The sequence below is a fragment of the Streptomyces sp. NPDC052042 genome, assembly GCF_044548345.1.
Lineage (GTDB): Bacteria > Actinomycetota > Actinomycetes > Streptomycetales > Streptomycetaceae > Streptomyces.
Genome location: NZ_JBIUBU010000006.1, coordinates 44,796 through 68,346, shown reverse-complemented (window position 1 = coordinate 68,346; position 23,551 = coordinate 44,796). Strand labels below are relative to the sequence as shown.

Here is a 23,551-nt window from a genome sequence, read left to right as displayed (position 1 = left end):
GTGGTCACCGGACGAGGGGCGTATCGGGCGGCAGCGCGGGGCTGCGGGCGCGGTGGAAGGGCCCTGGGTGGAAACGGGATGTTCGGCGTTCGGGGCGTGTCAATGAATGACACGCTTCCGCGGGGGTGAGCAGGGTTCCAGAAGTCGCCCAGTCAGCCCAACGGGATCTCAAGAGAGCCTGCATTCAGGTCAGTTGAGAGATCATCAGATTATCTGGAAATAGCATTCGGCGTACGGTGTGTCCCCCGATGGGCGTTCCGGCGCCGCACGGCAACGTGTCCGATATGACAGGTATGGGGACCGTCAGTACGTTCAATCACGGGCCGACTGCTCAGCCGGCCTCCCTGAGACAGGAGAAGTGACATGGTTACCCGTTCCACCGTTGTTACCGGTGCTGTCGCGGCCGCGGCGGCCCTGGCGGCCACCGGCATCACTTACGCCTCGGCCGCCACTTCCGAGCCGGCCCAGGCGGCCCCCATCGTCCAGCAGGCCGCCCCCACCACGGCCTTCACCGGCGGAGACTCCGGCAAGGGCAACGAGGGCAAGGGCAACGAGGGCAAGGGCTACGGCGGCGGAGGCGGAGGCGGACACGAGAAGCGCCGCCACCACCACCGGCACCACCACGGCCGTATCCACATCAACGAGCGCACCTACTCCGACGAGCGCGGCGGCTGCGTGACCGTGATCAGCGGTCTGGGCTCCAGGACCCTCAACATCCGCAACGAGAGCCACCGCACCATCGAGGTGTTCCGCGGCGTCACCTGCGACAACGGCGCCCCCATCGCCACCGTCGGGCCCTGGAGCTCCAGCGACGGGGTCCACCCGGGCCGCGTGAAGGGCGGCGTCCACGTCCACAACGGGATCGTCGGCAGCTTCCGCGTGATCCATCACCACCACCACGGCCACCACGGCGGCCACGGCGGTGACGGCGGCGGATACGGCGGCGACTACGACGACGACTTCGGCGGCCGCGACTGACCCGACCACCCACCCCACACACAACCCCGGCCCGCCGGAATCGGGCCGGGGTTGTGTGTCTCTCCACCACCGGAACAAACCGCAGGACCAGAGGCAAGCGGCCGAGTGAGCCGCGGAACGCTCGCTCCGGCATCCGCCGCCCGCACCGGAGAAGCCCGCAGGGCGCCGACGCCGCGTCACGCCGAGCGGCGGACACCGCGGCGAGTCGCTCGCGTCCTGCCGGCCGTGCCGAGCGTGTCGGCGATGCCGGACACACCCCACCCCGCCACCTGGTGACGAGACCCCGCCCGAGGCGTGTTCAGCAACGTCCTCGGGCGGCGGTCAGGATCCGGTCAGGGCGGAGCGGCAGGTGCCGGTGGCGCACACCGGTCGCGTGCCACACGGCGTTGGCGATCGCGGCCGCGACGCCCACGACGCCGACTTCGCCGATGCCCTTCATCCCGACCGGGTCGTCCGGCACCGGGTCGTCCACCCAGTCCGCCTCGATCAGCGGCACGTCCGCGTGTGTGGCGAAGTGGTACCCGGCGAGGTCGGCGCCGACATGCCCGCCGGACGCATGGTCCCTGACCGCCTCCTCATGGAGGGCCATGGACAGCCCCCAGGTCATCCCGCCGATGAACTGGCTGCGGGCGGTGAGCGGGTTGACGATGGTACCCGCCGCGAAGACGCCGAGCAGGCGCCGCACCCGCACCTCACCGGTGGTCACGTCCACCGCGACCTCGGCGAACTGCGCTCCGAAGGAGTGCCGTTCCTTCTTCGCCAGCGTACCGACGGCTTCCGCGGTGTCCGACCGGGCGGTGACCCCCTCGGGCGGAACGCCGCCGCCCGGAGCGAGCCGCTTCATCAGTTCCTCCGCCGCGAGCGTCACCGCCCAGGCCCAGGAGCGCGTCCCCATCGAACCGCCCGCGATCATCGCCGGGCCGAGGTCGCTGTCCCCGATCCGCGCACGGACACGGTCCGGAGCCACCCTCAGCACATCGGCGGCGACCAGGACCATCGCGGTGCGCGCTCCGGTGCCGATGTCCGCCGCGTTGATCCGCACGGTGAACGTCCCGTCCGGCTCGGCGGTCACGGCCGCCGTGGCCGCGCCGACTCCGGACGGATAGGTGGCGGCCGCCGTGCCGGTACCGAGCAGCCAGCGCCCCTCGCGGCGCACGCCCGGCCGCGGGTCGCGGTCCGCCCAGCCGAACCTGCGCGCACCCTCCTCGAAACAGTCGAGCACCCTGCGGCTGCTGAACGGCAGTCCGGAGACCGGACCCGTCAGGGGCTCGTTGCGTACACGCAGGGCGATCGGGTCGACGCCGCACTTCTCCGCCAGTTCGTCGAGGGCGGATTCGAGGGCGAAGGAACCCGGAGCCTCGCCCGGAGCGCGCATCCAGGACGGGGTCGGCACGTCGAGCCGTACGAGCCGGTGCAGGGTGTGGTGCGCGTCGGCGTCGTACATCACGCGCCCCATCGCGGCGCCCGACTCGATGAATTCGTGCACCGCCGAGGTCAGATTCAGCGACTGGTGGTCGAACGCGCGCAGTCGGCCGTCCGCGTCGGCACCGAGCCTGATCCGCTGAGCCGTGGGGCTGCGGTAGCCGATGAGGGAGAACATCTGGCGGCGGGTCAGCACGACGCGCACCGGGCGGCCGAGCACGGTCGCGGTCATCACGGCGGCCACCTGGTGCGGGCCGGCCCCCTTCGAACCGAAAGCACCTCCGACGTGCTCGGACCGCACCCGCACGGAGGCGGGATCGAGGGAGAACAGATGGGCGAGTTCGCCCGCCACCCAGGTGCTCCCCTGGTTGGAATCGACGACGTCGAGCCGTCCGGCGTCCCAGCGGGCCGTCGCCGCGTGCGGCTCCATCGGGTGGTGGTGCTCCTCCGGCGTGGTGTACTCCTCGTCCACGACGACGGCGGAAGCGCCCAGCCGGGCCTCCACGTCCCCCTTCGCCGTCTCGACCGTCACCATCGGATGGGCGTCCGGCGTGTACGCGTCGGCACGTCGGGAGTGGAACGCGACATCGTGCGGTTCCACGTCGTAGCGGACCACCAGCGCCTCGGCTGCCTCCCTGGCCTGCTCGGAGGTCTCGGCCGCGACCAGCGCCACCGGCCAGCCCACGAAGGGCACACGGTCGTGCTGGAAGATCCCGAGGACCGGGTTGGGGCGGCCCAGCATGCCCACGTAGTCGGTCTCGACGCGCGGCGCGTTCCCGTGATGCAGCACGGTGAGCACACCGGGCATCGCCAGGACGGAGGCGTCCTCGACGGAGCGGACACGGCCGCGGGCCACCGTCGACAGCACCAACCAGCCGTGCGCCAGATCGGTGAAGTGGATCTCCCCGGCATAGCGGGCGGCCCCGGTCACCTTGGCACGGCCCTCCACACGGGTGTGCGCGGAGCCGACGGCTCCCGTCGGCGCGGCGGTCTCGGTCGTCGCGGTCATCGGGTGGCCTCCTCGGTGAGTTCGGTGAGCACGGCGACGACCAGATTGCGGATCAGCGCCACCTTGTACGCGTTCCCCGGAAGCGGCTCGGCCACCGCCAGCTCGGCGTCGGCCGCCGCGCCGAACGCCTCCGCCACCGCCGGCCCGCCGACCAGGGCCCGCTCGGCCACCCGGGCCCGCCACGGCCGGGACGCGACCGCCCCGAACGCGAGACGCGCCTCGCGGACGACACCGTCCCGGACATCGAGCGCGGCGGCGACGGAGCCGATCGCGAAGGCGTACGAGGCGCGCTCGCGCACCTTCCGGTACCGCGACGCCGCAGCCGAGGGCGTCGGGGGCAGCGTGACACCGGTGACCAGCGCGCCCGGCGGCAGGGCGGTCTCGACGTGCGGCGCGTCACCGACCGGGGGATACAGCCCCGCGATCGGCAACTTGCCCGGCCCATCGGCCGTCTCGTACGAGACGACGGCGTCGAAGGCGGCCAGTGCGACCGCCATGTCCGAGGGATGGACGGCGACGCAGTGCTCGGACGCGCCGAGGACCGCGTGGTTGCGGTGCTCACCCGTGAGTGCGGGGCAACCACTGCCGGGAGAACGCTTGTTGCACGGACCGCTGACATCGGTGAAGTATCCGCAACGCGTCCGCTGGAGCAGGTTCCCGCCCACCGTGGCCATGTTGCGCAACTGGCCCGAGGCTCCGGCCAGGACGGCCTGCGCCAGCGCCGGATACCGGCGTCGCACGTCCGGATGGGCCGCCAGATCACTGTTGGTCACCGTCGCACCGATACGCAGCCCGCCGTCGGCCGTCGACTCGACCCGGTCGAGGGGGAGCCGGCGTACGTCGACGAGCAGCGCGGGCCGCTCCACGCCCGCCTTCATCAGGTCGACGAGGTTGGTACCGCCGCCGAGGAAGCGGGCCTCGGGGCCGGTGCCGCGCAGGGCGACGGCACCCGGGACGTCGACGGCACGCTCGTACCCGAACTCCCTCACGCCACGGCCTCCTCGACCCCGTCCCCGGGCTCCGTTCCCGCCCCGGCCGCCTCGGCGGCCCGCGCAACGGCCGCCACGATCGAGACATAGGCGCCGCACCGGCACAGGTTGCCGCTCATCCGTTCACGGATCTCCTCGGCGCTGAGCACGGGAACTCCCGCTTCGGACCGGACGTCACCGGTCACCGCGCTCGGCCAGCCCGCCGCGTGTTCCTCGATCACCGCGAGTGCCGAACAGATCTGCCCGGGCGTGCAGTATCCGCACTGATAGCCGTCCAGATCGAGGAAGGCCTGCTGCACCGGATGCAGCCGATCACCATCGGCCACGCCCTCGATGGTGGTGATCGCGCACCCCTCGGCGGCGATCGCCAACTGCAGGCAGGAAACGATTCGGCGCCCGTCGAGCAGCACCGTACAGGCCCCGCACTGGCCCTGGTCGCACCCCTTCTTGGCGCCGGTCAGACCGAGGCGCTCGCGCAGGGCGTCGAGCAGCGTGGTGCGATGGTCGACGGGTAACGTGTACTGCTCTCCGTTGATCTTCAAGGTGATGACACTGGAAGTCGATGGGGCCATGATCAGCCTTCCTCCGCATGGCGGACGCGCGCCGGGACGAGACGGTCCCACCAGGTGCTCCCGAAGGGGACGTGCCCCTACCGGAGGGGGACTCGTCCGGGCGAGTGGGCGGTACAGGTGTGAGAAATCCCGATGGTGCTGGTCGGCCCTACCGGCCGGATCCGACACCGCGGTGAGCGCGAACGGATCGCAGTCCGGCAGGCGTCGAACCTAGTGGACCGCTGATCGCTCAGCAAGGCGGTCTCGACGGCGAAGCCGGCGCCCATCGCCCGCTGTGCGAAACGCCGGTGGGGGCGCGGCGATTGCCGCGCCCCCGGGGCCCTATCCGGAGTGTCGTCGATTCCATGGCCGCAGGGCGGTGGGCGGGAACGAACCGCCCGGAACACCGACCGGCGGGAAGGCTCACACCGGGGTACGCGCTATCCGGCGGCCAGGGCCCGCGCCTCGGCCACGATCAGCGCGGCACGGGCGGCCGGCAGGCCGTTCCCGGACTGGTGCCCGGCCCAGTTGGCGAGCTGGGAGTAGTGGCCGTGGCCCAGCATGGTGGTCATCGTGGCGATCCGGTTGGCATCGGCGCCGGAGGTCAGGATCAGGTGAGCCAGACCGGTCGGGGTGGCACGGACGGTGAAGACCGAAGTGGCGGTGGCAGTGCCTCCCGGGCCGGTGGCCTCGGCACGCAGAGTGTGCCCGCCGGCGGCCAGCGCGGTGAGGTCGAGCGGCTTTCCGGGGGTGACGGCGTCACCGTCCAGAGTGAGAGCGACCTTGTCGGCCCCGGTGGCCTGGACCGCGGCGACCGGCGTCTGCGAGCGGTCCAGTGAGGTCCCCGCGACGGGGGAGGCGATGGTCACGGTCGGCGCCGAGGGCGTCGTGGGACGCTCCTGCTGCTGCGCCGCGTTCCAACCGGACAGCTCGGCCGGGCGGTTGGTGATGATGCCGTCCACTCCGCCGGTCTCCAGGGCCTGCCAGCGCGCCGGGCTGTCCACCGTCCAGACCATGACCGCGACGCCCGCGCGGTGCAGATCGGCCACGACGCCGGGCCGCTTGGACAGCGCGTCGTCCGACGGGTTGTAGGACGCGAGGTGGAGTTCCTTGGCGAGGGCCACCGGGTCGTCGTCCAGAGAGCCGCGCAGCAGGCCGAGCGGCAGCTCGGGCGCCAGCTCGTAGGTGTACTTCAGCGCGTCGACCTCGAAGCTCTGCACGAACACGCGATCGGCCATGCCGTGGTCCCGGACGGTCTTGACGATCGCCGCGACCTCGTCACGGGTGTGCGCACCCTTGATCTCCAGCAGCATGTCGCCACCACGGGTCCGCAGGTCGTCGAGTTGCGCGGCCAGCGTGGGGATGCGGGTGCCCGCGTACGAGGGACCGAACCAGGAACCGGCGTCCAGCGCGTCGAGCTGGGTGGAGGTCAGGCTGCGGATGGAGCCCTTGCCGTTGGTGGTGCGGTCCACCGTGCTGTCGTGCAGGACGTACGGGACCCCGTCCTTGCTCGGCTGAACGTCGTTCTCGATGTACTCGGCCCCGCCGCGCCGGGCGACCTCGTCGGACACCAGGGTGTTCTCCGGAGCGGCCGAGGAGGCGCCGCGGTGCGCGATCACGGTCATCGGCGAACCGGCGGGGCGGATCCAGCTCTCGGAGGGGAGCTCGGTGACCTTCAGGTCGTCGAACGAGACGGTGGAGCCGTTGACGACGAGGGCCTCGACACCGTCGGCGGAGCGGGCGAGCCGGGTGGTGCGCATGGCCTCGCGGCCGTCGAAGAACCAGCGCGCCTTCGTGCCGTGCACCTCCACGGCGATGCGGACGTTGCGACCGGTTCCGGCCGCTGAGGGAGCGGCGGCGGTGTCGGTGACGTTCCACGCTCCCGCCGTGGTGCGCTGCGCGAACTCCAGGCCGTTGGAGGCGGTGGTGCCGCTGCGCATGGTGGCGATCGACCACGGCACGGAGCCGTTGGCGGGGACGTCCAGGCCCATCGCGGTCCAACGGGCGGAGTCCTTCACGGACTCGAACCGGGCGGTCACCTCGATGCGGAAGTCGTTGAGGTGCTCACCGAAAGTGATCCGGCTCTGCTGGTCGCTGTCGGCCGACGTGCCGTACAGCCGGCCGTTCCTGACCTCCCAGGTGCCCTCCGCGGGCCGGAATCCCGCGGGCAGGGAGGTGCCGGAGAAGTCCTCCGAGACGACGACCCGGCCTTCGGCCGAGGCGGAGCCGGCCGGCTTGGTTCCGGCCCCGGCGGGTTCGGCCACGAACAGGGGGACGAGTACGGCTGTGGTCAGCAGCGCGAAGGCGACGCGTATTGATCGACGAGACATGGCCAGAAACGTACGGTCACAAGATCAACAGCCTCTGACGGTCAGGGGATCGAAGTCTGGACGGCGCGCGGACCCTGTAGCCGCACCGGATGCCCGGCCACAAAGGATCAGAAAACGGCGAATGAGGAGGACCTGGTCATGTCCTCCTCATTCGCCGTTGTCGCCGGCCCGGCCACCGCCCTCACGCGGCATCACGCACGCCCGCGGGTTCTCTCCGGGAACGGCGGCCTTTCCCCTCGGACCGCTGTGGTCAGTGCGTCACCGCGGCCGACGTCTTCGCCGCGGCGTTCTCCTCCGCGAGCCGCTCCAAGCCGCTCTGCGTCTTCAGCGGCTTCTCCTTGATGAACAGCACGGCGATCAGGGCGAGAAGCGCGAACGGGGTGCCGAACAGGAAGACCTGCGCGGTCGCGACCCCGTAGGCCTGCTCCACCACCTGCCGGACCGGTTCGGGAAGAGTGGCGAGGTCGGGGACGCTGCGCGTGGTGCCCCCACCCCCCGCCCCGCCGAAGCTCTTCTCCAGCTCGCTCGTCACCCGGTTGCTGAGCACGGCGCCCAGCGCGCTGGTGCCGATCGCACCACCGAGGCTGCGGAAGAACGACACCACCGAGGTCGCCGAGCCGAGCTCGGACGCGGGAACGTCGTTCTGCGCTGCCAGCACCAGGTTCTGCATCAGCATGCCGACGCCGACGCCGAGCACCACCATGTAGACACTGAGCGTCCCGAACGAGGAGTCCGCGCCGATCGTGGCCAGCAGGCCCATGCCCGCCGTCATGATGATGCCGCCCGCGATCAGGAAGCCCTTCCACTTGCCCCGGGAGGCGATGATCTGCCCGGCGACGGTCGTGGAGATCATCAGACCGAGGATCATCGGCAGGCTCATCAGGCCCGCGGCGGTCGGCGACTTGCCGAGCGAGATCTGGAAGTACTGGGAGAGGAACACCGTGCCGCCGAACATGGCGACACCGACCAGCATGCTCGCCGTGGTCGACAGCGCCACCGTGCGGTTGCGGAAGAGGCTCAGCGGAATGATCGGCTCCACGGCCCTGGCCTCGACCAGGATTGCGGCGGCCAGCAGCACCACACCGCCGATGACCAGAGCGGCGGTCTGCCACGACAGCCAGTCGAACCTGTTGCCCGCAAGGGTCACCCACAACAGCAGGGCGCTGACCCCGCTCATGATGAGCAGGGCGCCGAGGTAGTCGATCCTCACCTGTCTGCGGACCGTGGGCAGCTTCAGGGTCAGCTGGAGCAGCACGATCGCCAGCAGCGCGAACGGCACGCCGATGAAGAAGCACCAGCGCCATCCCAGCCACGACGTGTCCACGAGCACACCGCCGATCAGCGGACCCGCGACCGTCCCGACGGCGAAGACGGCTCCGAATATTCCGGAGTAGCGGCCGAGCTCACGCGGCGGCACGATCGAGGCCATCACCACCTGGGCGAGCGCGGTGAGGCCGCCCGCCCCGATGCCCTGCACCACACGACTCACGATGAGCAGGTCGACGCTGTGGGAGAAGCCTGCGACGAGCGAGCCGAGGACGAACATCAGGAGGGAAAGCTGGATGAGCAGCTTCTTGTCGTAGAGGTCGGACAGCTTGCCCCAGATGGGGACGGTCGCCGTCATCGCCAGGAGTTCGGCGGTGACCACCCAGGTGTAGGAGGACTGGCTGCCCTGCAGATCGGCGATGATCCTGGGAAGGGCGTTGGCGACCACGGTGGAGGCCAGAATGGCCACGAACATGCCGGCCATCAGCCCTGACATGGCCTGGAGTATCTGCCGGCGCGTCATGGCTGGTGCGGCCCCGTCGGGCACACCGGTGGCGTCTGCATCGGGTGTGACAGCAGCGGTCATCGGCTGACGTTCCTCGTTTTCTGGTGAAGGGCCCCGGTGGGGCCCGGACGGTGCTTCAGCCGCTCAGACCGGCGGCCAGCGAGGCGAACGCCTCGCGATAGATGCTTTCGAAGGCACGGCTCCGCCCCGAGGCCACCCAGACTTCGACGGTGGCGCGTACGGCGGCGACGGTCACATGAGCGAGGAGCCGGGGGCGGAGGTCGGAGTCGGGATCCAGGCCGAGACGTTCTGCCACGGCCCCGACCAGCGCGCGTTCGTCAGCGCCCTGGGCGGCCAGGAAAACCGGCAGCAGTGACGGATTCCTCCTGAGCACGGCACATTGGAGTTCCCAGCGCTCGTGGTCCTCCTCGACGTGGGCGAGCTCCCCCGCGATGGCCTCCCGCAGAGCATCGACTGCCGTGACCTCCTCGGGCGCGTCCAACACGGCCCGGCGGATCCGCTCGGTGTTGTCCTGGTCAGGCCGTGTGATCGCGTCTTCCAGACATCGGAAGTAGTTGAAGAAAGTGCGAACCGAGACGCCGACCGCGACGGTGACCGCTTCCACGGTCACATTCTCGATCCCGTGCTCCGCGGCCATGCGCAGCGCCGTATCCGCAAGGGCGACACGTGTCGCGCGCTTCTTGCGCTCACGCAGCCCAAGGGGAAGATCGGCGGTACTCACAAACGTGCATGCTAGAAAATTTTGCGCGCCGTGCAAAATTATTTACGACCGAGAAAGGAAGACGAGTCGAGCCAGGCGGAACGGCGCTCACAGAGAGTTTCCAGCTCGTACCCGGCGGCGGGGCAGAAGCGCGGCGACCGCCTGCGCCTCGAAGGAGACCCGCGCACGCACGCCGACATCCCCGCCGAAGCGGATCCCGATGCGGCCGACCACGGTCGCGGGCACGTCGTCACCGACGTCGGCGCTGAACAGTACCAGCCCGGGGCCGAGCTGCGCCGCAACCAGGGGTGCGGCGCCCATCGGTGGCCCCGCCAGGCCGTCCGGACGGTCCGGGGAACGTGCCGGTGGCGGCGAGAGCCGGCCGATGTCCCCGTATCCGTGGAGGCCGGCGCCGTACCCATCGAGGTCGGTGCCCCGCACCGGTCGCGCCGATTCTCATGGAGAAGCCCGCAGCCGCGGCGCGTTTCGCTCAGATCCTGCTTTCTCGGCCGCGGCGGACCGATGAGGACACGCCGGTTCTGCCGCGGTCGTCATGGCGTAGCCCGAACGGTCCGTGGCGCCCGCACACGCGGTGCGGACGCCACGGACCAGCGAGAATCAGGCGACCCTTGATGCGGCCTCGACGGGCCGAAAGGCTTTGTGCGTGATCAGACGCCCGCGATCGACTGGATCCAGGAGCGGTACGCCGTGACGTTCGTGTACGCCGTCGTGGTCTGGCGGTCGCTGGTGGAGGCGACACCGACCTGGACGCCACCCAGCGTCATCGGGCCGCCGGAATCACCGCCGGCGGTGATGCCGTCGCCCCGCCGGGCGCAGATCGCCGAACCACCGTACGCGTCGGTGCAGCCGCTGGTCACGGTCACATTGGCCACCTTCAGGTACCGGGACTGGCAGTTGATCTCGGAGCCGCACTGCGAGGTGGCACCCCAGCCCCATACCTGCACGTTCTGCCCGACCTTGACCGTCCCGGGCTGCCCGAGCTGGGAGTAGGTCGCCTGGACGGAACGATCCAGGCGCACCAGTGCCAGGTCGGCGCTGTGGGTGTAGACCTGAGTTCCGTTCGCCGTGGTGCCGCCGCTGTGCTGGTCGAGGCTGCCGATCCGGAAGGACAACCCGCCACCGGTGACGCAGTGCTTGGCCGTGAGGATCCACGTCGGCGCGATGATCGTGGCCGAACACGTCTCCCGGCCGTTGGAGAACAGCCGCGCGGCCCAGGGGGCGTTCTGGGCGTTTCCGCCGCCGATGATGGGCTGTACGGCCTTGGTCACCGGCGCCGCCTGGGTGGGGACCGCTGCGGCTGCCGAGGCGCTGGGGGAGAGCAGGGCGAGGACGGTGACCGCCGCGGCCGAGACTGCGGGGACCAGTCTGGATATGCGCATGCTTCCTCGTTTCGTGGGACACACGCGGTGTGTCTGTGGGGGTTGACCGCCCCAGGTTCCCGAAGAAGCACGGTGCCGGGTACCTCACGTCTGGGTATGCCGCGGCGCTATGTCCCGTGGGCGTCGGCAGGGAAGAGGCATCGTCCGGTGCGTGCGACCGCGAGGCGGCCGGAAGCCCTCGGACGGGGCTCCCGTGCGCGAACGAACCCGGCCGGCTCGTCCGCCGGCTGCTCGATGGCCTCCTTCGGACAGCGACCTCCACTGTCTTCGAATGTCATCCGGTCGTGATGGCCTTCGGCCCGCGCCAAGCGGTGTCGCGGGAGGCTCGCCGTACCGGGTGGTGATGAAGGGGAGTTGCCCGGCCGGGCCGGTCGAACGGGTGCCGCGACCCATGGTCGCCGCGTTCGCCGCAGCGGCAGGTGCCCTTCGTCCCGCCACAGCGCCGTATTCACCTCGGAGCCACCGGGTCCGGTCCACCACCGCAGCAGCCACCAGCCGATCCCGGCAACCGCCCCGGCGGTGGCCAGGGCCGCCACACGGTGGTACGCGCCGACCCGCTCCACCGCCGTCAGGAAGCTCCCCGCTCCGTAGCCGTACGTCCGGTGGGCCGTGGCATGCAGCAACGCCATCAACGCGGCACCCGCCAGCCCTGCCGTCACACCGGTGGCCACCACCAACACCCAGAAGCGCGCAGAAAGCGCGGGGACATCCGCCGGTGCGACGAGATTCGGCTGCTCCATCGCCCTTCCCGCACCGAACCGTACGACCTTGCCCCGGCGGCGGGCACCGCTTCGTCCACCACTCGGGGACAGGTCCCCCCTCGGATAGACCTGGCCCCACCGGCGCTGATCGCTTCTCGCGAACGGCTCGAACACCTCCGCCGCGAACGCCTACAACTCACCACGCACCGCAGTCATCTCGTCCGGAGTCACACACTCAACGCGATACGAACCCGAAAGACACGCACCACCACAGCCGACCTGACCAAGCATTACTAGGATCACGATGTGCCATTCGAACCCACGCTGCTGGACCGCTTGGAGCGCGCCGTCCGGCGATACGGCGCCGGGACGCCGACCGACCGGACGGAGCTCGAGTCCGCCCTTTCCTCTCTCGGGGTCGGTCTCGACCCGGACTACGCCGAGTTCGTCGAGCGTTTCGGGGGTTGTTACGTCGGCGTCGCGGTATACGGGCTGCGGAACTCGGACCTGCTGGAGCGTGTGAGCGTCGTAGACCTCACTCTGCGCTTCCGGCGCGATGGGTGGCCCGGCACCGACAGGGGACTGGTCGTGTCCTTCGACCTCGCCGGTAACCCCCTCGTGCTCACCCCCGGTGGCCCGGTGACAAGCTACGACCACGACGCCGGACGCACATATGTGATCGCTCCGGGATTCGCCGCGCTGCTCGACGAGCACACCGAGGACTGAACGGCTGTGTCGGGTGATTGGGGCGCGCCGGCGAGGCCGTGGCCCCATGAGGGAACGCGGGAGCGGTGCTCCGAGCTCGTGCACGGCCTGCCCCGCACAGGCACCCGACGCGCCACCATGCATTCCCGGGGCCGTGACGACGTCCGGCCGGCCGCCCATCCTCCGGAACGGGCGGACGCCTCTGTTCCTGGCCCCGGCCTCCGTCTGCGCGCGGTGACCACCGTTCAGTCCCTCGACCTTCCCCCCAGCGCTCGGCGTCGTCGGCCCGGTCGAAAAATCTGTTCTTCAACCTGCCATGGCCCTCCTACACTCGGCCCATGATCCGCTCTGCTGTTTTCAGAGATGCGCAGGCCATCGGCGACCTGAAAGTCCGCGCGTGGCGAGAGGCGTACGCAGGGTTCATGAGTCGGGAGTATCTTCGTGGGCTCGACCCCGTGAAGGACGCTGACGAGTGGGCCGAATATCTGGCCGAGATCCCCGATGAGCACCGTCTGTGGATCGCTCAGGAGGGCGATGCCGTAGTCGGCTTCTGCCGAACAGGCCCGGCCGATCAGGACCAGGATCCGGATCTCGGTCCTCGCGCTGCCGAGGTTTACGGTCTGTACATCGAGCCCGAGCGCATCGGCACTGGACTGGGCAGGCAGCTCTTCGGGCACGCGGTAGCCGATCTCGAGGGGAGGGGCTACGACCCGTTGTGCGTGTACGCGTACGTTCCCAACACTTCGGCAATACGTTTCTACGAACGATCGGGTTTCCGGCTCGATGGCACGACTCGCGCGGATGAAGAGGGTGGGATCGAACTCCTCGAAGCACGGCTGGTGAAACCGAGCTGAACGCGTCGAGCCGCTGCGGTGGCACGGCGGTCTCGATGAGACGGAACCCGGCTGCGCGAGACCGCCGCTCCGCCCCTCGCCGACAGCCGTCGGATCCATCTCCCAGAACCGGCGGGCCATGTCGGAACGTTGGACGGCGGGCTGGTCGAAGGCCCACGACCTCGTCCGGAATCCCCGCAACGGAATGGGCGTGCCGTCGACCTTGGACGGGACGCCGGAGAGGAAGGCGGGCGGGGATCCCATGCAGAACGTCCGCATGCGTCACTGGAGCAGCTCGCTGTTCCGGCCGGCCGTGAGCACACCGCGCGAGGGGAACGCGACCAGTAGCGAGGCCGCGACGAGGAGTCCGCTTGCCCACAGCGGTCCGAGGTTTCCGGCTTCGCTGCCGAGGGCGGTCGCGGCGATCAGGGGGCCGACGGCGGCGCCGATGTTGAGTGCGGCGGTCGCGTAGGAGCCGGCCATGGTGGGGGCTCCTGCCGCCTCGTACAGAACCCGTGTGATCAGCGTGCTGCCCAGCGCGAACGACAGCGCACCCTGAGCGAACACGAGGACAAGCAGAGCGGTCGGCTTGTCGGCCAGCATGGCCAGGGCCGGCCAGCCGATGAGCAACGACGGGCCACAGACGGCCATGACCAGGCCGGGGCGCCGGTCGGACAGTCGTCCGGCGACGGTGACACCGGTGAAGGAACCGGCGCCGAAGAGCGACAGAACGACGGGGATCCACAGTTCGCCCAGCCCGGCGGTGTCGGTCACGACGGGGGCGAGGAAGGTGAAGCTCGCGAAGGTTGCCGCGTTCACCAGCGCGCCGAGCAGCATGACCAGCATCAACCGCGCACTCTTCAGCTGTGCGAGTTCCGCTCGCAAGGCAGGCCCGCCAGTCACGTCCTTCCGCACACCGCGCGCCGGGAGACCGGTGAGGATGCCGATGGCCGCGGGGAGGCAGAGTGCGGAGACGGCCCAGAACGTGGCCCGCCAGCCGAGCAGTGTGCCGAGCAGTGACCCTCCGGGGACGCCGGCGATCGTGGCCACCGTGGTGCCCGACAGCAGCACGGCGAGCGCGCGTCCCTTCCTGTCGGCAGGTACCAGCGCGGCGGCAGTCGTGAGAGCGACGGCGAGGAACCCTGCGTTCGCGAGCGCTGCGACCACCCGGGTCGCGAACAGGACCGGAAAGTTCGAGGTGGCAGCGCCCACGGCGTGGGCTGCCAAGAACACGAGGACGAACCCGAGCAGGCCGGCCCGTCCGGGCCAGTTGCGGGCGAGGGCCGCCATGAGCGGAGCACCGACGATCATTCCGATCGCGAAGGCAGAGGTGAGCATGCCTGCTGTCCCGACGGTGACGCCGAGGTCCGAGGCGATGTCCGGCAAGAGGCCGGCGAGCATGAATTCCGAGGTGCCCATGGCGAAGACGGCCAGGGCAAGCAGGTACAGCGGGAGAGGCATCGAGTGGCTCCGAGGTGAGGAGAAGCACGAGAAGGTCATCTCGTCACCGCGGTCAGCGCCCCAAGGCGTGCTGGTCCGGCCGCAGAAGCACGGCGGGACGGCAGGACTACGAACTCAGGGGTGCAGGGGGCTGACGGCGTGACCGAAAGCCCCCACCTTGTCTGATTCAGGACTCCGCATGGCCCGCACGCTACCCGACCGATGCCCATCAAGGCACCTTGGTTTTCACAGGTGTCAGCCTGTGCCACCGGCGTCATGTCTCACAGCAACTGGCAGCCCAGCAGCTCGTGCCCTGATCCGGCACCCACGCGGCCACTCGCCCTGCCTCCCGAAAGGGCGGTCCAGGAAGTGGATCTTCCGGTCAGGTCGGCGGATCCTCCCGGGACCGGGGCTTGGCCCGGACGTGCACCCGTTCCCCCTGCGGGCCGAACAGGTTGAGCACCTCCACGGGGGAGTCGCCCGCGGGGCCGACCCAGTGCGGCAGGCGGGTGTCGAACTCGGCCGCCTCGCCCGGCCCCATGATGAGGTCGTGGTCCGCCACGATGAGCCGCACCCGCCCGGACAGGACGTACAGCCACTCGTGTCCCTCGTGCGTGACCGGCTCGGGCCGGTTGTGTTCCGCAGGGATGACCGACTTCCAGGCTTGCAGGCGCCCCGGCTGTGTCGACAGCGGGATCACCGTACGACCGTTGTGGACGCGGGGCTTGCAGCGGACCCGCGGGTCGCCGACCTCTGGCGCCCCGACGAGCTCGTCCAGCGGTACCTGGTGGGCCTGCGCGATGGGCAGCAACAGCTCCAGGCTCGGGCGGCGCTGCCCCGACTCCAGCCTCGACAGTGTGCTCTTGGAGATGCCGGTGGCCTCGGCCAGCGCCGACAGGGACATGCCGCGCTGGGAGCGGATACGCCTGAGGCGGGAGCCGACCTGGGCCAGCGTGGCGGCGATCGGTGAACGTTCGTCCATACCCCCATTCCACCCGCGCGTCCCGGAAATGGCAACGGAGGTTGTCGGTCCAGTGCCAGGCGCGGCACTGCTGCTCCTCGCCGCGGTCCTGAGACCCGTCTTTGTTGCCTGACACCGAGCCCGACCCAGCCCCCCAGTAGCGGGCGGGCTGCGACCTGGGGGCCGCTTGCCTGCGCAGCGGCCGGAGCCGCCGCGAGGCGCGGCCGTCCGGCGAATCCACGCTGAGTCCGCCTCCACGAGGGCCTTCGCGGGCGCAGAGCGAGAGCGGTACGGCGACGGCATCGGCCGACAGACGGCGGTGCCGCCGCCGGCCGCCTCACCGAGTGGCGTCGGACGTCACCGAAGGCAGGTACCGCGGTGCCCGCCAGGCGTCCAGCCGCTGCTCCACCGCCGCCCCCAGTGACAGCAGCTCGGCGTCTTGGTGGTCGCCGGCCATCAGGAGCAGTCCGACCGGCACCTCGCCGACGAACCCGGCGGGCACGGACAGCGAGGGGTACCCGGCGACAGCTGCGGGAGTGGAGGACGGGATCACGTCGTTGTCGCCCCGTGCGCAGTCGGTCGTCCAGGCCGGCGGGTTCGCCGGGGAGGCGATGGCGTCCAGGTCGTGGGCGGCCATGGTCTCGTCGATGGACCGCCGGGACAGGTCCTTCAGCTCGGCGCGCATGGCCCGGTAGGCCGGGTCCGTGGTCGGCGGCGCGGCCAGGGCCTGCTCGAACAACTCCTGGCCGGCGAAGCAGGTCCGCTCGGCCGGGTGCGTGCGGTTGAACTCGATCAGCTCGGCGAGGTCGCGAGGCCCGTTGCGGGTGGACAGGTAGGCGTCGATGTCCCGGTGGAACTCGCTCAGCAGGGCCGGGAACTCAAGTTCGGCGAGCCTGTCTTGGTACGGCAGTGTCACCTCGACGACCTGGGCCCCGGCGGCACGCAGTCGTGTCGCGGTCCGGGTCATCAGGGCGTCCACCTCGGCGCCGAGCGAGGGGAGCCGCCACAGGCCGATCCGCTTGCCGCTCAGGCCGCCGGGGCGTGTGACCGCGTCCGTGAGGCCGAACGCCCCGTCGGTGCCCGCGGCGTCGTGACCGCTGAGCACCGAGAGGGTGATCGCGGTGTCGATGACGTTGCGTGCCATGGGGCCGGCCGTGTCCTGCTCGGCGGAGATCGGGACGACGCCGGACTGGCTGACCAGCCCGAGGCTGGGCTTGTGGCCGACGACCCCGTTCATCCCGGCCGGGCACACGATGGAGCCGTCCGTCTCGGTGCCGATCGCCACCTGCGCCAACGACGCGGCGAGCGCGGCGGCCGAACCGGAGGACGATCCGCAGGGATTCCGGTCCAGGACGTACGGGTTGTGTGTCTGCCCGCCCACGGCCGACCAGCCCGACGTCGGCTTCGTCGCGCGGAAATTGGCCCATTCGGACATGTTGGCCTTGCCGAGGATCACCGCGCCTGCCGCGCGAAGCCGTCCGACCAGCTCCGCGTCCGTGTCCGGCGGACTTCCGGCCAGCGCCAGCGATCCGGCCGTCGTCGGCATGTCGCGGGTGTTCACATTGTCCTTCAGCAGGACGGGGATGCCGTCGAGCGGTCCGCGGACCTTTCCGAGGCGATGCCTGACATCGCTCGCGGCTGCCTGGCGCAGGGCTGTCGGGCTGGTGCGCAGCACCGCGTTGATCTTCGGGTCGATGGCCTTGATCCGTCGGAGGTACAACAGGGTCAGCTCCGACGAGGTCAGGGACCCGCGCTTCATGTGCGCCTGTAATTCGGGGATCGTCACCGTCTCCAGGTCCACTCCGCGCAGGCGCGTCGATTCGGTGGGGGACGAGGAACCGTCGGCACCGGATTCGGCGGCCACCGCACGCTGCCCCGGCGCACCCGCCGCCAGAAGGGGCGCCACGGCCAGGGCCGCGGTCAGTGCCGCAATGCTTCTCTTCTTCATGGGGGACAGCCCACTCCAGGAGGATCGCCGGGTGCAAGAGGCTTCTTTGCCTTCCTTCGCCGGACGGTCGCTCGGTGCGGTCTTCGTCGAACTCCTCCCGAGTCGGCGCCGCGAGTTCTCCGGAGGGTGCGGCGAAGTCCGGCCGGCACATGGATCAGGGCCGCGGAGATCCGATCCGGCCGCCGACTTCGAACCGACGGACCGAACGCGGCCTTGCCACCCCGCTGCGCGGCTCGGTCCGGTGCGTCCAGGGCCGGGTTCGCCTCGTCCGCGCCTTGTACGAACGCTCGGACCGGCTCGCCGAGTTGGAATGGCGACAGCCCGAGGAAAAGGCCCCCCCGGCCCTGGCACCTGCGCACGCCGGGCAACACCCGGAATGCCAATGGAGTGAGTGGGTACGCGGGGACGGTGACAGTTGGGACCAGAGCGAGCAGGGTGTATGTCTGCCGCCAGGGGGCGGCGAGCGCGGCGATCAAAGGGCAGGTTTGTGAGCCCCGACCATGACGTAGCCCATTTTGTCCCGGCACAGGCCGAGGATCAGTGGATAGGCCGAGTCCAGTTGCGTGGCGGTGTCGGTGCCCAGGAGTTCCTCGATCTGTCGGCGACGTGCCGCGAAGATCTGGGGAATCAGGTGGTAGGTAGGTGTGAAGTCACCGGTCCTGTCACGTACACGGTCGATGGTGAAGCCGGCCTGCCGGGCGAGGGCCGGGTAGTCGCCGAGGGAGCCAGGGAGGCGAGCGAGCGCGAAGCCTGCGCGGAACAGCGCCACATCCTGGTCGGTGAACGGAACATGTTCGAAGCAGTCAGCCAGGACGAGCCGGCCACCGGGGCGCAGAACGCGCCGGGCCTCGTGCAGAGCACGGGGGCGGTCGGCGAAGTGGGCGAACGACTCGATCGCCCATACGGCGTCGAACGAGGCGTCCTCGAACGGCAGGTTCATCGCATCGGCCTGCAGGAACTGGGCGCGGTCGGCGACGCCGGCGCGGCCGGCACGATCGCGGGCCTGCTCGACCTGGGCGCCGCTGGCGGTGATACCGACGACCTGCCCCTCGGAGGCATGAGCGAGGCGCACCGTGGGCCGTCCGGTGCCGCAGCCCATGTCCAGCGCCCGTTGCCCGGGGCCGAGGGCGATCTCGTCGATCAGCTCATCGGTCCACCGGTCCTGCGCCGCTGTCAGCTCCTGCCACGCCTCCTCCGCCGACAGCGCCCGCCCGGGCCTCGGGCGCACCCCGTCGTCCCACATGCCCAGGTGCATGCTGTCGCCCATCGTCAGGCTGTACAGACCCCCCAAGCGGTCGTACCACGCCCCGACCTCCTGTACGGAAGGCCCCTGATCCACCGCCGGCTCCATGACGTCCTCCCCGCGCGCACCGGTCCGGGCCGATACGCCGCGCCCGGCTCCTTTCCGCCGTGCGCCCTTCAGCATGCGGGGCCGGTGAACCCACAGGGAAGGGCGCGTGGGGGCGCAACTCGGCGCACCTCCGCGCGTGCTTGCGGTTGCTCACGCATACCACCGGACGTTCCTCGCCGCCCTCGCCGACGAAGCAGGACGCATCCCCCGAGCCGGCCCGCGCGAACTGCTCCAGCCGGGTTCCGGAGGCGAGCTGGATCCCTTCCTCCAGCGCGTGGGAGGCCGGGTCGGTCGCGTCGAGGTCCGCCACGCCGGCGAAGAACGCGACGGCCGCGTCGTCGGTTCCCGGGAGGGGCAGCAATGCCCCTGGCGTGTCGGGGCGGCGGGCAGGTCCATCGGACCCGGCCGGTGCGCTCGAACCGTTCACCCGGCCACGGTATTCCGGGCCCTCGACAGCGGTCGGGGCAGGCCGTCAGGGCGGTCGGTGGCATCGAGCCCCCGTGAGCCAGGTCGAAGTTCGGTGAGACCGGTCTGACCCCGATGGGACAGGACGAGTGACGCCTACTGCCGGGCCCTCCTATGCGGCTTTCTGGTGAGACAGCCGGAGGTGCGGTGTGGGATGCCCGGGGGATCGCTCCCCGGGGGGTGAACCTCGGTGCGCGGATTTACCGGGCCGGGCACAGGGGGGTTCCTGCAAATGAAATTGCGATGTACGGTTCTGCAATCACGCTTGCAGCATGCTGCGTCTTGTACCAAGGAGCATGACCTGTGTCCGCATTGCAGAACCACGACCCCGCCGACGGCGACAGCCAGTGGCTGGGCGACGCCCTGCCCGATGTGCCGCTGTCCAAGGCTCAGGCCCGGGTCGTCGACGTCATCGTCCGCAATCCGCAGCTGGCCTCGTACGCGGAGATCGCGGAGATCGCCGGGCGGGCGGACGTGAACAGTTCGACGGTGGTGCGGGCAGCCCAGACGCTGGGCTACCGGGGCTGGCCGGATCTGCAACGCGAGTTGCGGGCCCGCTACTTGGTGCACATCTCCACCGAGGAGACCCTGACCGAACACGGCGAGCACCGCAGCCCGCTGCACGACGCGCTCACGCACGACATCGAGAATCTGCGCCAGACCCTGGAGAGCAACTCCGCCGCCGACGCGGAGGCGGCCATCGCCACGCTGGCCTCGGCCCGGTCGATCCTGGTGGTCGGGGTCGGCTCATTCGCCGGTCCGGCCAGTGTCATGGCGCATCTCGGCTCCACCATGGGCTACCCCATCACGCTGGAGCACCGGGCCGGCGTCCATCTGGCGACCGCCGTCAACTGCCTCGGTCCGGGTGACGTGCTCGTGGTCGTCAACATGTGGCGGTCCACGAAACAGATCATCGTCGCGGCCGACGCGGCCCGTGCGGCGGGCGCCACGGTGGTCGCCATCACCGACATGCGGCGCGGTCGGCTCGCCACCTCCATCGCCCACCATCTGCTGATCGTGCCGTCGGAGGGCATCTCCTTCTTCCAGTCCGTCACGGCCGCCACCTCGGTGGTCTACGGACTCCTCGCCGGCATGCAGACGGCTCACCCCGAGCGCAGCCGTGCCGCCATCCGCCGCACCCAACAACTCTGGAAGGACCTGGACGTCTACCTCGACTGAACCGCTCTCTCCCCGTCGCACCGCGTGGACGTCCGATCCGGTCCGCGCGGTCGGCGACGCCCCACGGCACGGCCCCTATCGGTGGCGCGCCCCACCGGCTGTCGCCGCCGTACCGCACACGCCCCCCGCCGCCCGATCGGTGCCGCCCTCGGAGCGCCGATGGCCTACGCGCCTTGCAACACCCCTTCCCACTGCCCGCGTGTGAGCGCTGACCGCGCCGACGGGCCTGCCCCGGCCGCCCCTTCCCAGGGCCTGCCGAGCCCACCTGAGCACGTCTCCTCCCGGACCGACGAGGCCCGTCTCCCCGGCCTCGCTCGTGTCCGTACGCACGTTCCCTCATGACAGGAGCACTGATGAGCAAGCACATCGCCGTTGTCGGCCTCGGCTCGATGGGCGGTGCCATGGCTACCGCCCTGCTGCGGGCGGGGTGGCGGGTGCGCGGATTCGATCCGGCGCCCGCCACCCGGTCCGCGGCCGCAAAGGCGGGCGTGGAGGCCGTCGAGGACCTCGATCAGTTGGCCGGCACGCCCTATGTCGTTCTGTCGTTGCCCTCGGCCCGCGTCGTCGAGACGACCGTGCCCGCTCTGCTGGCGCGGCCGGGCACGCTCGCCATCGTCGACACCACGACGTCGGAGCCGGGGACGTCCGCCGAGTGCGCGGCCCTCGCGGCGGAAAAGGGCGCGGCCTTCGTGGACGCACCTGTCTCGGGCGGCCGCGACGGCGCGGCCGAGGGGCGGCTCGCCGCGTTCGTCGGCGCCGACCCCGACGCACTCGACGCGGCCCGGCCCGTCCTGGACGCACTCACCGGCGGCCAGTACCGCCACCTCGGCGCCCCCGGCTCCGGAAACGTGGTCAAACTCCTCAACAACGCCCTTGCGGCGGTCAACCTGGTCGCGGTCGGCGAGGCCCTCGCCGTGGCGAAGGCATACGGCGTCGATCCCTCCGCCGCCGCGGCGGGCATCAGCGGCGCCTCCGGCGCCAGCAAGGCGTCTGCGGCCATGTACCCGGACTGGGTGCTCACCGGCACCTTCGACTCCGGGTTCGCCCTGGGACTCATGGCCCGGGACGCCGCGCTCGCCGTGGAGACCGCCGGGCAGCGCGGTGAGAACCCGCAGCTGCTGGCCGCCGCCGGCCGCGTCTGGCAGGAGGCCCTGGCCGCGCTCGGCCCCGGCGCCGACTTCACCGAGATCGCCCGCACCGTAGCCCCCTCCCTCATCTCCGAAGGAACCACCGCAGCATGAGCACCACCACTTTCCCGACGGACCTGAGCACTTCCGGCGCCGTCGCCGCCCGCGCCGCTCTCGACGCCGCTTTCCCGCAGGGCCTGGGCTCGTTCGTCGACGGCCGGATCGTCACCGGCCGCGGCGAGGCCGTGCACCTCACCGCCGCCGCGACCGGCGAGGGCTTCGCCGACTACGCCGACGCCGGGACCGAAGGGGCCGACTCCGTGCTGGCCTCCGCCGTCCGCGGGGCCGAGGTCTGGGCCGCGACCGACCCGTTCGAACGGGCCGCGATCCTGCGTGAGGTCTCCAGGACCATCGGTGAGCACACCGAGGAACTCGCGCTCCTCGAATCCGCGACCACGGGCAAGCCCGTCCGCGACACCCGCGCCGAGGCCGCCAAGGTCGCCGAGATGTTCGGCTACTACGCGGGTTGGGCGGACAAGCTGCTGGGCCACACGATCCCTGTCCCGGGCAACTGGCACACCTACACCGAGCGGGTCCCCTGGGGCGTCGTGGTGGCCATCACCCCGTGGAACGCGCCCCTGTTCACGGGCGGTTGGAACTCGGCCGCACCGCTCGCGGCCGGCAACGCCGTCGTCGTCAAGCCCAGCGAGTTCACCCCGGCCTCCACCCTGCGGCTGGCCCAGCTGGCTCATGCGGCGGGGCTGCCGGACGGCGTGTTCAACGTCGCCACCGGCCTCGGCGCCACCGTCGGCGCCGCCCTCACCTCCGACTCCCGGGTCGGCAAGGTGTCTTTCATCGGCTCGGTCGCCACCGGCCGCCGGGTGGCGGTCGCCGCGGCGGGCGCCGGTATCCCGACCGTCCTCGAACTCGGGGGCAAGAGCGCCAACATCGTCTTCGCCGACGCCGACCTGGACCGGGCGGCCGACGGCGCCGTGTCGGCCGTCTTCTCCGGAGCGGGTCAGTCGTGCGTGGCCGGTTCCAGGCTGCTCGTGGAGCGTTCCGTGCACGAGGAGTTCATCGCGCGCGTGGCCGAGCGGGCGTCCCGGCTGCGGCTGGGCGACCCCCTCGACCCCACCACCGAGGTCGGCCCCATCATCACCCGGCCCCAGTTCGGCACGGTCACCTCGCTGATCGAGGCCGGGCTCGCGGGCGGCGCCCGCCGGGTGACCGGCACACGACTGCCCGACCGGCTCACCGACTCGGCGCTGGCGAGCGGACACTGGGTGCCGCCCACCCTGCTGGACGGGGTCACGCCCGCCAACCCGCTGGAGACCACCGAGGTCTTCGGCCCGGTGGTCGGCGCCGACGCCTTCGACACCGAGGCGGAGGCCATCGCCCGCGCCAACGCCACGAACTTCGGCCTGGCCGGAGCGGTCTGGACCCAGGACGTCGCCCGCGCCCACCACGTGGCGCGCGCCGTGAAGTCCGGCACCTTCTGGATCAACGCCTACAAGACCATCCACGTCGCGGTGCCCTTCGGCGGGTTCGGGGACTCCGGACACGGCCGCTCCTCCGGCCCCGGAGTGCTGGACGAGTACACGCAGACCAAGGCCGTCTGGACGCCCACCCGGGCCGCCGGCGCCCCGTTCCCCTCGCTGAGCTACTAGGAG

General features: G+C 70.9%; 18 protein-coding genes. 6 read left to right on the top strand and 12 right to left on the bottom strand.

The annotated features are described in order from the left end of the window. Nucleotides 1–363 precede the first annotated feature (363 nt). The gene (locus tag ACIHCL_RS13160) at nt 364–978 is read left to right on the top strand and encodes a hypothetical protein (protein WP_399860714.1); all 615 of its coding nucleotides are present in this window, start codon (nt 364–366) and stop codon (nt 976–978) included. 298 nt (nt 979–1,276) lie between these two features. On the opposite strand, the gene ACIHCL_RS13155 is transcribed toward ACIHCL_RS13160, so the two are convergent. The 8 genes from ACIHCL_RS13155 to ACIHCL_RS13120 form a co-directional block, all read right to left on the bottom strand. Further along, entirely contained in the window at nt 1,277–3,409 is a 2,133-nt protein-coding gene (locus tag ACIHCL_RS13155; protein ID WP_399860712.1) for a xanthine dehydrogenase family protein molybdopterin-binding subunit, read from the bottom strand. Continuing rightward, nucleotides 3,406–4,398 carry an FAD binding domain-containing protein gene (locus ACIHCL_RS13150; protein WP_399860711.1) on the bottom strand — a complete coding sequence of 331 codons (993 nt, stop codon included), beginning with the start codon at nt 4,396–4,398 and terminating at the stop codon, nt 3,406–3,408. Before ACIHCL_RS13150 ends, ACIHCL_RS13155 begins: the two co-directional genes overlap by 4 nt. Next, nucleotides 4,395–4,970 (bottom strand): 2Fe-2S iron-sulfur cluster-binding protein, encoded by a 576-nt coding sequence (locus ACIHCL_RS13145; protein WP_399860708.1) that lies wholly within the window; start codon nt 4,968–4,970, stop codon nt 4,395–4,397. The genes ACIHCL_RS13150 and ACIHCL_RS13145 overlap by 4 nt, the downstream gene beginning before the upstream one ends. A gap of 419 nt (nt 4,971–5,389) precedes the next feature. Continuing rightward, nucleotides 5,390–7,279, bottom strand: a complete 1,890-nt coding sequence (locus tag ACIHCL_RS13140) for a glycerophosphodiester phosphodiesterase (protein WP_399860706.1) — start codon at nt 7,277–7,279, stop codon at nt 5,390–5,392. Nucleotides 7,280–7,529: 250 nt separating this feature from the next. Beyond that, nucleotides 7,530–9,131, bottom strand: coding sequence for an MDR family MFS transporter (locus ACIHCL_RS13135; RefSeq protein ID WP_399860703.1), 1,602 nt, complete (start codon nt 9,129–9,131; stop codon nt 7,530–7,532). 55 nt (nt 9,132–9,186) lie between these two features. After that, nucleotides 9,187–9,792, bottom strand: coding sequence for a TetR family transcriptional regulator (locus tag ACIHCL_RS13130; protein ID WP_399860701.1), 606 nt, complete (start codon nt 9,790–9,792; stop codon nt 9,187–9,189). Nucleotides 9,793–9,879: 87 nt separating this feature from the next. Beyond that, on the bottom strand, nt 9,880–10,092 hold the full coding sequence (locus ACIHCL_RS13125; protein WP_399860699.1) for a hypothetical protein: 213 nt from the start codon (nt 10,090–10,092) through the stop codon (nt 9,880–9,882). Nucleotides 10,093–10,439: 347 nt separating this feature from the next. Further along, nucleotides 10,440–11,171: a S1 family peptidase gene (locus tag ACIHCL_RS13120; RefSeq protein WP_399860696.1), complete on the bottom strand. Its 732-nt coding sequence runs from the start codon at nt 11,169–11,171 to the stop codon at nt 10,440–10,442. Between the two features lie 1,007 nt (nt 11,172–12,178). Here ACIHCL_RS13120 and ACIHCL_RS13115 point away from each other — a divergent pair. Both ACIHCL_RS13115 and ACIHCL_RS13110 read left to right on the top strand, forming a co-directional pair. Next, the gene (locus ACIHCL_RS13115) at nt 12,179–12,598 is read left to right on the top strand and encodes an SMI1/KNR4 family protein (protein ID WP_399860694.1); all 420 of its coding nucleotides are present in this window, start codon (nt 12,179–12,181) and stop codon (nt 12,596–12,598) included. Nucleotides 12,599–12,915: 317 nt separating this feature from the next. After that, the gene (locus ACIHCL_RS13110; RefSeq protein ID WP_399860692.1) at nt 12,916–13,431 is read left to right on the top strand and encodes a GNAT family N-acetyltransferase; all 516 of its coding nucleotides are present in this window, start codon (nt 12,916–12,918) and stop codon (nt 13,429–13,431) included. Nucleotides 13,432–13,692: 261 nt separating this feature from the next. On the opposite strand, the gene ACIHCL_RS13105 is transcribed toward ACIHCL_RS13110, so the two are convergent. From ACIHCL_RS13105 to ACIHCL_RS13090, 4 genes are all read right to left on the bottom strand, one after another. After that, a complete protein-coding gene (locus tag ACIHCL_RS13105; RefSeq protein WP_399860689.1) occupies nt 13,693–14,871 on the bottom strand; it encodes a Cmx/CmrA family chloramphenicol efflux MFS transporter in 1,179 nt (392 codons plus the stop codon). 361 nt (nt 14,872–15,232) lie between these two features. Next, a complete protein-coding gene (locus ACIHCL_RS13100) occupies nt 15,233–15,832 on the bottom strand; it encodes a helix-turn-helix domain-containing protein (RefSeq protein ID WP_399860686.1) in 600 nt (199 codons plus the stop codon). 316 nt (nt 15,833–16,148) lie between these two features. Beyond that, complete coding sequence (locus ACIHCL_RS13095; protein WP_399860684.1) at nt 16,149–17,759, bottom strand: amidase; 1,611 nt, start codon at nt 17,757–17,759, stop codon at nt 16,149–16,151. A 472-nt stretch (nt 17,760–18,231) separates the two neighbouring features. After that, nucleotides 18,232–19,026: a class I SAM-dependent methyltransferase gene (locus ACIHCL_RS13090; RefSeq protein WP_399860682.1), complete on the bottom strand. Its 795-nt coding sequence runs from the start codon at nt 19,024–19,026 to the stop codon at nt 18,232–18,234. An 852-nt stretch (nt 19,027–19,878) separates the two neighbouring features. Here ACIHCL_RS13090 and ACIHCL_RS13085 point away from each other — a divergent pair. The 3 genes from ACIHCL_RS13085 to ACIHCL_RS13075 all read left to right on the top strand — a co-directional run bounded on the left by ACIHCL_RS13085 (nt 19,879) and on the right by ACIHCL_RS13075 (nt 23,548). Beyond that, nucleotides 19,879–20,754: a MurR/RpiR family transcriptional regulator gene (locus ACIHCL_RS13085; protein WP_399860680.1), complete on the top strand. Its 876-nt coding sequence runs from the start codon at nt 19,879–19,881 to the stop codon at nt 20,752–20,754. 353 nt (nt 20,755–21,107) lie between these two features. Next, complete coding sequence (locus ACIHCL_RS13080) at nt 21,108–21,995, top strand: NAD(P)-dependent oxidoreductase (protein ID WP_399860677.1); 888 nt, start codon at nt 21,108–21,110, stop codon at nt 21,993–21,995. Continuing rightward, complete coding sequence (locus tag ACIHCL_RS13075; protein ID WP_399860675.1) at nt 21,992–23,548, top strand: aldehyde dehydrogenase family protein; 1,557 nt, start codon at nt 21,992–21,994, stop codon at nt 23,546–23,548. Before ACIHCL_RS13080 ends, ACIHCL_RS13075 begins: the two co-directional genes overlap by 4 nt. The last annotated feature ends 3 nt before the right edge of the window (nt 23,549–23,551 follow it).